Annotated in this window: 11 protein-coding genes; 9 read left to right on the top strand and 2 right to left on the bottom strand. The window is 65.4% G+C overall.

Annotated features, from left to right (window positions below):
- Positions 1-97: 97 nt before the first annotated feature.
- The 5 genes from DSAT_RS06905 to DSAT_RS06925 all read left to right on the top strand — a co-directional run bounded on the left by DSAT_RS06905 (position 98) and on the right by DSAT_RS06925 (position 5,692).
- On the top strand, positions 98-1,051 hold the full coding sequence (locus DSAT_RS06905; RefSeq protein ID WP_020886858.1) for a bifunctional riboflavin kinase/FAD synthetase: 954 nt from the start codon (positions 98-100) through the stop codon (positions 1,049-1,051).
- Positions 1,048-2,880, top strand: coding sequence for a chloride channel protein (locus tag DSAT_RS06910; protein ID WP_020886859.1), 1,833 nt, complete (start codon positions 1,048-1,050; stop codon positions 2,878-2,880). Before DSAT_RS06905 ends, DSAT_RS06910 begins: the two co-directional genes overlap by 4 nt.
- Positions 2,881-3,292: 412 nt before the next feature.
- Complete coding sequence (locus tag DSAT_RS06915; RefSeq protein ID WP_020886860.1) at positions 3,293-4,063, top strand: hypothetical protein; 771 nt, start codon at positions 3,293-3,295, stop codon at positions 4,061-4,063.
- 41 nt (positions 4,064-4,104) lie between these two features.
- A complete protein-coding gene (locus DSAT_RS06920; protein WP_020886861.1) occupies positions 4,105-4,587 on the top strand; it encodes a LysM peptidoglycan-binding domain-containing protein in 483 nt (160 codons plus the stop codon).
- A 523-nt stretch (positions 4,588-5,110) separates the two neighbouring features.
- The gene (locus DSAT_RS06925) at positions 5,111-5,692 is read left to right on the top strand and encodes an SPOR domain-containing protein (RefSeq protein WP_235695932.1); all 582 of its coding nucleotides are present in this window, start codon (positions 5,111-5,113) and stop codon (positions 5,690-5,692) included.
- Here the strand turns inward: DSAT_RS06925 and DSAT_RS06930 are convergent.
- Both DSAT_RS06930 and DSAT_RS06935 read right to left on the bottom strand, forming a co-directional pair.
- Complete coding sequence (locus DSAT_RS06930; RefSeq protein WP_020886863.1) at positions 5,676-5,987, bottom strand: integration host factor subunit alpha; 312 nt, start codon at positions 5,985-5,987, stop codon at positions 5,676-5,678. The two genes, DSAT_RS06925 and DSAT_RS06930, sit on opposite strands and share 17 nt — an antisense overlap.
- 27 nt (positions 5,988-6,014) lie before the next feature.
- Positions 6,015-6,431, bottom strand: a complete 417-nt coding sequence (locus DSAT_RS06935; protein ID WP_020886864.1) for an HIT family protein — start codon at positions 6,429-6,431, stop codon at positions 6,015-6,017.
- A 152-nt stretch (positions 6,432-6,583) separates the two neighbouring features.
- On the opposite strand from DSAT_RS06935, the gene DSAT_RS06940 reads away from it, so the two are divergent.
- From DSAT_RS06940 to rlmN, 4 genes are all read left to right on the top strand, one after another.
- Positions 6,584-7,615 (top strand): radical SAM protein, encoded by a 1,032-nt coding sequence (locus DSAT_RS06940; protein WP_020886865.1) that lies wholly within the window; start codon positions 6,584-6,586, stop codon positions 7,613-7,615.
- Between the two features lie 67 nt (positions 7,616-7,682).
- Entirely contained in the window at positions 7,683-8,630 is a 948-nt protein-coding gene (locus DSAT_RS06945; protein ID WP_020886866.1) for an aspartate carbamoyltransferase catalytic subunit, read from the top strand.
- On the top strand, positions 8,627-9,916 hold the full coding sequence (locus tag DSAT_RS06950) for a dihydroorotase (RefSeq protein WP_020886867.1): 1,290 nt from the start codon (positions 8,627-8,629) through the stop codon (positions 9,914-9,916). The genes DSAT_RS06945 and DSAT_RS06950 overlap by 4 nt, the downstream gene beginning before the upstream one ends.
- 124 nt (positions 9,917-10,040) lie before the next feature.
- Entirely contained in the window at positions 10,041-11,117 is a 1,077-nt protein-coding gene (gene rlmN / locus DSAT_RS06955) for a dual-specificity RNA methyltransferase RlmN (RefSeq protein WP_020886868.1), read from the top strand.
- The last annotated feature ends 59 nt before the right edge of the window (positions 11,118-11,176 follow it).

An 11,176-nucleotide genomic window follows, 5' to 3' on the forward strand; every position in this document is an offset into this window, starting at 1 on the left:
ACCGCAGACATCCGGATCACGCACCCCCCCTCCCTTGCACTCGGCCATCAATTGCGGTAGCCAAGCGGGGCCGCGTCCGGCGGCCTGGAATGCTTGCATGATCGTGGTCAACGACTGCGCCGAACTCGAAGGTAGCCTCAGCGCTTCCTGCGTCACCATCGGCAACTTCGACGGCGTCCACAAGGGACACCAGAAACTCATTCAGGGGGTCGTCCACCACGCCCGCACGCACGGACAGCTCTCCGTGGTCGTGACCTTCGAGCCGCACCCCATGCGTGTGCTCACGGGCAGAAACACCCCGCCATTCATCACCCTGCTCGACCAGAAGCTCGAACTCATCTCGGCGCTCGGCGTCGAGTGCGCCTTGGTACTGCCCTTCACCCGCGCCCTGGCGGAACTCCCGCCGCGCGACTTCGTGAAACGCATCCTGGTGGACGGCCTGAAGACCCGCCACCTGGCCATCGGCTATGACTACGCCTTCGGCAAGGGCCGCGCGGGCAATTACGAACTCCTGACGCAACTCGGCTGCGAATTCGGCTTCACGGTGGAACGGCTGGACCCGGTGATCATCAACGAGGCGGTGGTCAGCTCCACGCGCATCCGCGACCTCGTTCTCGCGGGCGATGTCTGGGAACTGCCGCCTCTGCTGGGCCGTTTCTACCAGTTCAAGGGCCGTGTGGTGCCCGGCGCGGGGCGCGGCGCGCGCCTCTTGGGCTTTCCCACGGCCAATCTCGAACCCATCGACGAGTTGATCCCCAAACGCGGCGTCTACGCCGTGTGGGCCGAAGTCATGGAGGAGAACGCCCCGCCGCCGACCATGGCCGTGTGCAACGTGGGCCACAATCCTACCTTCGGCGAGCACGGCCTGACCGTCGAGGTCCACATCATGAACCTCGACCGCGACCTTTACGGCCGCACCCTGCGCATCCACTTTGTGCAGCGCCTGCGCGACGAGATGACATTCGCGGGGCCAAGTCCCCTGGTGGAGCGCATCAAGGAAGACATCCGCCTGGCCTGCCGCATTCTGGGCGCTCCGGGAGCCGAGCCGTGAGCCCGAAAGGGACGGCCAGTCCTCTTCTTTCGCTGGAATCCTGGCGCAACTTCCTGCGCGCCTATCGCCGCATCCCCTCCATGCGCTGGCTGGTGCTGGGCGTGGGCGTGGGCATCCTGGCGGGGCTTGCGGCCAGCTTCTTCTTCCTGGGCGTCGAGTACCTGCGGAATCTCTTTCTGGCTCAATGGGCGGGCTACGCGCTGCCCGCGCCCGCGGGCGAGAATCTCTTCCACGGCCCGCTGCATCCGCACCCCAGGCCCTGGGTCATCCCCTGCCTGCTTACGGGCGTGGGGCTTCTCACCGGCTGGCTCGTCAGCCGCTTCATCCCAGACACCGTGCACGCGGGCACCGACGGCACGGACGCGATGATCAAGGCCTTCCACCAGCAACTCGGCAAGATCCGCGCCCGCGTGCCCCTCATCCGCGGCCTGATGGCCATGCTGACCATCTCCACTGGCGGCTCGGCCGGACAGGAGGGGCCCATCTCGCAGATCGGCGCGGGCCTTGGGGCCTGGATCTCGGAAAAGCTCGGCTTGTCCTCGCGCGAGCGCCGCATCCTGCTGCTTGCGGGCGCGGCGGGAGGGCTTGGGGCGATCTTCCGCGCCCCATTGGGCGGGGCGCTGACCGCCATCGAGGTCATCTACCGCGAGGATTTCGAGGCCGAGGCGATCCTGCCCTCAGTGCTCTCCAGCGTGGTGGCCTACACCATCTTCGCCTTCATCTACGGCACCGAGCCCATCCTGGCCGTGCCGCCCTTCCGCTTCCACAACCCCATGGAACTGCCCTTCTTTGCCTTCCTGGCCGCAGCCTGCGCGGCCACGGGCTGGCTCTACGTCAAGACCTTCCAGGGACTCAAGTACGGCGTCTTCGCCCGGCTCAGGGCCAAGATCGGCCTGGTCTGGACCTGCGGTCTGGGCGGGCTGCTCATGGGCACCTTCGGCGCGTTCTTTCCCCACGTGCTTTCCGGGGGCTACGGCTGGCTCGAACAGGCCATCGCGGGCAACCTGCCGCTCGCGCTCATGGTGGCCATCCTCTTCGGCAAGATCCTGGCCACGTCGGTGACCATCGGCAGCGGACTTTCCGGCGGCATGTTCGCCCCGGCCCTGTTCGTGGGCGGCATGACCGGCGGCGTGGTGGGCAATCTCGCCCACCGTTACTTCCCCGAAACCGTCATGCACCCCGGCTCCTTCGTGCTAGTGGGCATGGCGGCCTTCTTCTCGGGCGTGGCCAACGCGCCCATCGGCCCGCTGGTCATGGTCTGCGAGATCACCCAGGGCTACGGCCTGCTCGCGCCGCTCATGCTGGCCTCGGTGGTCACGCTGATCCTGGGCCGCAGGGTCAGCCTCTACGAAAACCAGGTCCACAACAAGTTCGAGTCCCCGGCCCACACCGGCGACGCAACCCTGAACGTCCTCGAGCAACTCCAGGTCAAGGACTTCTACCGGCCCGGCCGGGTCACGGTCCTGGACGAGCGCATGACCCTCAAGGCCCTGACCTCGGTCATCGCCGAGACCAACGAACTGAACTTCCCCGTGCGCGGCAAGGACGACGCCATCACCGGCATCCTGCCCTTGCAGGACGTGCGCCGCGTGCTCTACGAGGACGTGCTCTTCGACCTCGTGGTGGTCGGCGACCTCATGCGCCGCCCGGCCTCGCTGCACCCAAACGACGACCTGTACACCGCGCTCTTGAAGTTCGTGGACACGGACTATTCGCAACTCCCGGTCCTCGACGTAGACGATCCCACCAAGGTGCTCGGATTGCTGCAACGCCAGGACGTCTTCCAGGCCTATTCCGAGACCATCCGCAAGCTCAAGGAAGAAGACTGACAGGCCGCCCCAAAAGCACCGTCTGCCGCGTTGCCGCGAAAGCGCCGCCCCCTTGCGTATTGTAATACGCGTCGGGCCCGGCGCTTTCTTGCGCCTTGCATCCGGCGCCTTTGGAACGGCCTGCGCACCGAACTCCGTTTGGCTGGAGGAGGCTCTGCCTCCTCCAAACCTCCACCGCCAGGGGCTGAGCCCCCTGGACCCCGCGATTCGCTTCGCAGCCATCGCTGGCAAAGCCAACCACCGTGCGGCGGTGAAACGCCCCCTGAACCCTGCTTTTCAGCGTCCGTCGGCGCGCGGGTTTGCGGTTTCTGTTGACAGACGGCCGCGATTGCCCTTTTCTTCTGGGCGATCGGCAGCGTGTCGCGCGACCAAAAGCCGATCATCGTCCAGACAACCCGGGAATCGTACGCCCATGTCCAGATCGTGGATCAGAAAACGCAAGCAGCAGTTCATCCGAGACGTGCTGCGCGACTTCTGCAAGGCCGCAAAGGCCCTTGAAGAACAGTTCCGCCGTTTCGACCAGCACGGAAGGCTCGATTTCGCCGTGCTCAAGAACCTGCTCGGCGACGAAAGCAACAAGGGTCTCCTGTGGCGCCTCAAGGACACCGCCCACCACGTCTTCCGCTCGGACAAGGAGCCGCGCCTGGTGGGGCAGTTCCTGGACTGGAGCGTGGGCTACATCTTCCACGAGACTGTAAAACTCAAGGAAGACGCCTACCAGCAACAGACCTACGGTCCCTGGTTCCGCGACATGCAATCGCAGAACCTGCCGCGCGAAGAATCTGTCATCTGCCAGGAGCTCTACGAGGTCATCAAGCAGACGCGGCAGAGCATGGAGCGAGAAATCAAGCGTATCCGGTTCATCATGTTCCATTGCAGACGACTCTTCCCCATCTATCTTGAGCCGCACCGCGACAACGCGCTTCTGGCACGCTTCCTGTTCGAGGAGGAAGGACTCGTGGCCCAGGTATTCGGCGAGAGCGCCGAGGATCTCTTACGCGCCATCTACGGCGAGGAGCGCGAGGCCATGTACCTTCTGGCCGCGCAGAGCCTTCGTCGCGGCGGCTGGATGGAGAAGGCTTCCGAGGCGCTGGCCAGGGCGGGAACCCCCGGCAGGGAAAACGATATGGTCTTGCAGGAACGCGAGATTGTTGATACATGGATTAGACGGCTCAAAGTCTGAGCTGGCGTCAGGTACATCAACTCAATCTGGAGGAAGGGACAATGAAGCGCTTCGTGATTCTGATGCTGGCACTCGCCCTGGCCGGTATGGTGGGCTGCGCCAGCAAGCAAAAGACGGCCGAGGCCCCCCCCGAGCCGGCCAAGGAAGAAGTCGTGGTCGTCGAGAAGAAGGAAGTGAAGCCTGCTCCGACGGCCATGGAAATCTATGAGATGAACTACCAGAAGCTGCCCACCACGCACACCGTGGTCAAGGGAGACTGCCTGTGGTGCATCGCCGAGCAGGCCCAGATCTACAACGATCCCTTCATGTGGCCGCTGATCTACAAGAGCAACCGCGCCAAGATCACCAAGAGCCCCGATCTGATTTACCCCGGCCAGGTTTTCGACATTCCGCGCACCGGCATGAGCCTTGCGGACATCAAGGACGCCCGCAAGCAGGCCGGAGCTCCCTGGAAGAAACTCGAGCCCGCGGCCACGGCCAACCTGCCCGCCGCCATCCGCCAGGAGCTCGGCTACGGCTTCTAGCCTCGGCGAGACTATTTCATCGACACCGCGCGCGGCGCCCGGAGAAGTCATTCCGGGCGCCGCGCCGTGCTTTTCCCCGCTGGAGACTGGATTTCCACCGTGCCCACACCCCTCGAACGCCTCGTCTAAAACTTCCTCTGTCGCCTTGCCTGCAAACGCCCCCCATGCCAGGGCTTGACCACGGCCGCGTTCCCGGCGACATTGACCCTTCGAACGAACACGGTCCCCCTCCGGCGCCCCTTGCCCCGCGCCTTGGCCCGGGCCGTCCTCCCCATTCCGGAGTAGCCGCATGCCCGTTCCTTCTCGCACATCCCGCAGCGTTCTGGCGTTCACGCTCATCCTCGCGCTTTTCACGACAACCTTGACTGGATGCGCATCCCGGAGCCCCGAGCCCGCTCCGCGCACCCCAAAACGCCCAGCCACGGCCGAACCCGCGCCAAAACCCGGCGACGACGGGTTCGTCACGCCCGCGCCACGGGGCACCTTCCGGCCTTATTCGCAGTTCGGCCGCACCTACCATCCAATGACATCTGTCGAAGGCGGCTTCGTCGAGGAGGGGCTGGCCTCTTGGTACGGGCTCAAGTTTCATGGCCGCAGGACCGCCAACGGCGAAACCTACGACATGTACGCCATGACCGCGGCGCACCGCATCCTGCCCATGGGCACCCGACTGCGCGTGGAAAATCTGGAGAATGGCCGCGTGGCCGAAGTGCGCATCAACGACCGGGGACCCTTTGTGGACCCGGACAAGCGCATCATCGACCTGTCCTTCGCCGCTGCGCGGGAACTTGGAACGGACAAGCCGGGTCTGGCCCGGGTGCGCATCACCTCGGTGGGTGCCATTGAAGGCTTCACCGGCACCGACATTGCGGGCAACTTCTACGTGCAGGTGGGGGCGTTCTCCATGAAGAGCAACGCGGAACGCCTCGCGGCCCGGCTTTCGGCCTCGGGCTTCGATAAAACTCGCGTGGAGGAGGCGGACGTGGACGGAACGACGTTCTGGCGCGTCCAGGCCGGGGTGTTCCCCAGCCTGAACGCCGCAGAAGAAGGCAAGGAGCGTCTGGCCCGGGAGTTCCCCGGGGCCTTCGTCATTGCTGGTCGTTGAGTTCGGAACGGAATTTGCGCGAAAGACGGAATACCACGACCTTGCGCGGCGGCAGGGTGATCGCCTCGCTGGTCTGGGGATTGCGCCCCTTGCGGGCCATTTTGTCGTAGGCCTCGAACTTGCCGAAACCGGAAATGAGCAGGTTGTGATCCTTCTTGATGGACTGCTTCATGAGATCGAGGAGCGTTTCGACATGGCCCTTGATTTCGGCCCGGTTCATGTCGATACGCTCGTAGATCTGATCCACGATCTCCGCCTTGGTCAGTGTCTTGCCGTCGCCATTGTTGATGCTCATGCTCATTCCTCCGCTATGCCTTCGGCCCTACACGCGGGCCCCGATGGTCGCCGCAAGCCGGTTCATCTCTTCCATGGAGTCGTATTTCCCCGCAGGCCAAAGGCTCAGGCCGTCACCCTCGATCCGAGGAATGACGTGCCAGTGGGCGTGAAAAACGAGTTGCCCGGCCGAAGCGTTGCAGTTCAACCCCACGTTGAAGCCTGTCGCGCCCGTCGCGTCCATCAACGCCTGCCCCACGCGCGCCGTGGCCGCAAGGATGTCCGGCCCGAGGGCCGGATCGACGTCGAGGATGGTGGGAAAGTGCGCCTTGGGAATGACCAGGGCGTGTCCCTTGGACACCGGCGCGATATCCAGAAACGCAAGAATGGTGTCTGTTTCCAGTATCTTGGCGCAGGGTATCTCCCCCTTCACGATCTTACAAAAAATACAGTCTGCTTGGCTCATGCTCGTTCCAGTGTTTTTCCTACCCGGTCGATTCGATTAACCGGCCAAATTCATTCGGCATCTTTACCATGGTCTGCCGGATTGGCAAGATGCGACGTGAAAATTACGGGTTTCTATGTAGGTTCAATAACTGATATTTTTCGGACCGGCATATGAAGGAAGCCCGCTTTCCCCACCCCTCCCCGGTTCTGGGCAGACCGCGCCTGCTGCCGGTCTTTCTGCCGCACGCCGGCTGCCCGGACGGCGGGGTCTGCGTGTTCTGCGACCAGCGCGCGCAGACCGGGCGTCACGGCCTTGAAAGCCTCGATGCACGGTACACGGCCCTGGAGCGCGACCTCGCCTCCCTGGCCGAACAGGGCGCAGGCCCCTTGGAAATAGGCTTTTACGGCGGGTCGTTCACCGCCTTGCCCGGCGAATGGCCCGAGCGATTCCTGACATTGGCGGGGCGCTTCCGAGAACGCGGCCTGATCGCGGACGTGCGCTGCTCAACGCGGCCCGACGCCTGCGACCCCGCGCGTCTGGCCTCGCTTCGCGCCATGGGCCTGTCCCTGGTCGAACTCGGCATCCAGAGCTTTGCCGACGAGGCGCTCGACGCCTGCCGCCGGGGCTACGACAGCGCCACGGCCGAGGTGGGCTGCCGGGCCGTGACAGGGGCCGGACTCGCGCTTGGCGTGCAACTCATGCCGGGGCTCCCTGGCGGCGACCTGGCCTCGTTTCTCGCGGACGTGGATCGCACGGCCACACTGGGGGCGGCGGTCGCGCGGCTGCACCCCTGCCTGGTGCTCGCGAACACGCCGCTCGCACAGCGCTTTGCGGCCGGCACGTATCGCCCCTGGAGTCTGGACAAGGCCCTGGTGGCCTGCGGCATGGCCGTGCAGCGCCTGTGGCAGGCGGGCACGGCCGTGATCCGGCTCGGACTTTCGCCGGAACCCTCGCTGCTCGCGGCCGTAAAGGCCGGTCCCTGGCATCCCGCCTTCGGGCAACGGGTCAAGAGCCGCGCCCTGCTCATGCACGTCACGGCCAGACATCTGGAGCTCGGCGGCGGGCCCGGCGAACTCCTTGTCCCGCGCCGCCACCTTTCCGAGATTTACGGCTGGAAGAGTGAAACCCGGCAGCGCCACGAGCGGCTCGGGCTTTGCATACGCGTGCACGACGAAAGTTTCTTCTTGTTACGAGTCCGTTGAGGGAGTAAAGTTTTCGGCGGCCGGAAACCCGCAACCAGCGGCCCGACCAGGGCCCACGAACGCCCCCATGAGCAACGACACCGCCCCCTGGCCCCACAAGGACCTGCTCGACACGGACCAGCTCTCGCTGGCCGACGTGAAGCGCATCTTCGATACCGCCGTCTCCTTCCAGGAGATCAACGAACGGCCGGTGAAGAAGGTGCCCACACTGCGTGGCAAGAGCGTGATCCTCTTCTTCGCCGAGGCTTCCACCCGCACCAAGACCTCCTTCGACGTCGCGGGCAAGCGCCTTTCAGCCGACACCTTTTCACTGGCCAGTTCAGGCAGTTCGCTCTCCAAGGGCGAGTCGCTCAAGGACACGGCCTTGACGCTTCAGGCCATGGCTCCGGATGCCATCGTGTTGCGCCACCGCTATTCGGGTTCGTCCAGGTTCCTGGCCGAACGCCTGGAATGCTCGGTCATCAACGCGGGCGACGGCTGGCACGCGCACCCCACCCAGGCCCTGCTCGACGCCTTCACGCTGACCCAGGAATGGGGCTCGGTGGCGGGCAAGGCCGTATGCATCCTGGGCGATATCGCACACTCGCGCGTGGCCCGTTCAAACGTGGACCTGCTGACCCGGCTTGGGGCCACCGTGCGTCTGTGCGCGCCCAAAACCCTCCTGCCCATGGGCGTCTCGACCTGGCCAGTGGAAATCCACCACAACGTCACCGAGGCCGTCAGGGACGCGAACGCGGTCATGTGCCTGCGCCTGCAACTCGAACGTATGCAGGCCGGACTTCTGCCCGATCTGCGCGAATACGCCCGCACCTTCGGCCTTTCGCCGCGCCATCTGGAACGCGCCGCGCCAAACGTGCGCGTGCTGCACCCCGGCCCCATGAACAGGGGCGTGGAGATCGACTCGACCCTGGCCGACTCCATGAACTCTCTGGTGCTCGACCAGGTGGCCTCGGGCGTTGCCGTGCGCATGGCCCTGCTCTTCCTCTACCTGACCCGCAAGGAGGCCGCGCAATGAGCCCCGATCTCGTCATCCGCGGCGGTCGTCTGGCCTGCGGCACGGCCGCCGTGAAGGCCGACTGCCTGACCGATTGCCTGGTCAAGGACGGCCGCATCCTGGACGTGGTTCCACACGATCCGGATCGGACCTACGAGTGCGAAAGCGTCGAGGCCACGGGCCTCGTGCTGCTGCCCAGCCTGATCGACGCCCACGCGCACCTGCGCGAGCCGGGCCAGGAATACAAGGAAGACATCGCCTCGGGCCTGGCCGCGGCCGCGGCCGGAGGCTTCGGCCACGTGATGTGCATGGCCAACACGCGGCCTGTGAACGACGATGCCTCCATAACCCGGGACATGCTCGACATCGCGCGCCGCAGCCATCCGCACGGCCCCCGCCTGCATCCCATCGGCGCACTCTCCAAGGGGCTTCGCGCCGAGGAGCTCGCTCCCATGGCGGATATGGCTCAGGCGGGCTGCATCGCCTTCTCCAACGACGGGCTGCCCGTGGCCTCGGCCGAATTCTTCCGCCGCGCCGTGGAGTACGCCGCCACCTTCGAGCGGATCGTCATCGACCACTGCGAAGAGCCGACCATGGCCCCTGCCGCCGGCATGAACGAAGGAGTGGTCAGCGCCACGCTAGGGCTCAAGGGCCAACCCTGGGTGGCCGAAGCCGCGCAGGTGGCCCGCGACGTGCTCCTGGCCGAATACCTGAACCTTCCCATCCACATCGCCCACGTCTCGTGCAAGGCCAGCGTCGAGCTCATCGCCTTCGCCAAAGGGCGCGGCGCGCCCGTTACGGCCGAGACCTGCCCGCACTACCTGCTGCTCACCGAGGAGGCCTGCCTTGGCTACTCCACCCGCGCCAAGGTCAACCCTCCCCTGCGCACGCAGGAGGACGTGGAGGCCATGCGCTTGGCCGTGGAGGGCGGCGTCATCGACATCATCGCCACGGACCACGCGCCGCACGCGGAGCACGAAAAGGAGGTCGAATTCGACCTCGCGCCCTGCGGCATCAGCGGCCTGGACACCGCTCTGTCGCTGGTCATGAGCCTCACGCCCGGCCAGATACTCTCCGAGGCGCGCGTCGTGGAGGCCATGTGCCACGCGCCCGGCCGCATCTTCGGCATCCCGGTGAACCGTTTCGCCCCCGGCGATCCGGCCGACGTGGTCCTCTACGACCCGCACCACCGCTGGGTCGCCTCGCGCGAGACCATGCGCTCCAAGAGCCTGAACACGCCCTGGCTCGGCCGGACCATCATGGGCCGCGTCACGGCGCACTTCATGGCTGGCCGCAGGATCGTCTGAGAGACGCTGTCGTAGTGCATACCGCATTACGGACGTATTTCATGCCGTCGTCCGGAGCGCACCTCGACCAGATGCCCATTCGACAGCCGTTTCGCACGCCGCGCCCACACGACAAGGATTTCTTATGGATGCCAGCCGCTTGAACCTGCTCGACCTGGGCCTGGACGCCTTGCGCGCCGCCGTCGTCGCGCTGGGCCAGCCCGCCTTTCGGGCCGACCAGATATTCCAGTGGCTGTGGCAAAAACGTGTGCGCGACTTCTCGGCCATGAGCAACGTCTCCAAGGAATTGCGCGGCCTGCTCGAAGAGCGCTTCAGAATCTCGCGTCCCTCGCCCTCCGTGGTCCTGGAAAGCCGCGACGGCACCATCAAATTCCTGCTCGACCTCGAGGACGGCAAGCAGATCGAGACCGTGCTCATCCCCGAACGCGAACATTACACCCTGTGCCTTTCCACCCAGGTGGGCTGCGCCATGGCCTGCGCCTTCTGCTCCACGGGCACCATGGGCTTCGCGCGCAACCTGCGGCAATCCGAGATCCTGGGCCAGGTTCTGGCCGCCCTGGACCTCATCGAGGAACGCTCGCTGCCCATGACGCTTCGAAATCTCGTCTTCATGGGCATGGGCGAGCCCATGCTGAACCTGGACACGCTTTTGGCCGCGCTTGAAACCATGCGCCAGGAAAAGGGCTTGGCCATCGGGCCGCGCCGGGTGACCATCTCCACGGTGGGCGTGCCGGGCACGCTGGCCCGCCTGGGCGAGGCCGAGGCCGGGCTTTTGGCCGTGTCGCTGCACGCGCCCACGCAGGAGTTGCGCGAGAAGATCATGCCCAGGGCCGCCCAGGCCATGCCCCTGCCGCGCCTCATCGCCGAGCTCAAGGCCTACCCGCTCAAGCCGCGCGACCGCCTGACCATCGAGTACATCCTCATCGGCGGGGTCAACGACTCCGAGCAGCACGCCCGCGAGCTGGTGCGGCTGCTCTCCACGCTCAAGTGCAAAGTCAACCTCATCGCCTACAACCCGAGCAAGGGCAGCCCGTTCGTGGCCCCGTCCATGGACGCGGTGCTGGCCTTCGAAGCCCTTTTGCGCAAGAAGCGCCTGACCACGATCCTGCGCAGGTCCAAGGGCCAGGACATCAACGCCGCCTGCGGCCAGCTCGTCACTGCCCACGCCATGGACGGCGAGGAAGCGCGCGCTGGCGAATGATTTTCACATCGTAGGCGTACTTCCGGCCAACAGGCTTGTCATCGCAGAAGTGTTGTGAC

This window comes from Alkalidesulfovibrio alkalitolerans DSM 16529 (assembly GCF_000422245.1).
Lineage (GTDB): Bacteria > Desulfobacterota > Desulfovibrionia > Desulfovibrionales > Desulfovibrionaceae > Alkalidesulfovibrio > Alkalidesulfovibrio alkalitolerans.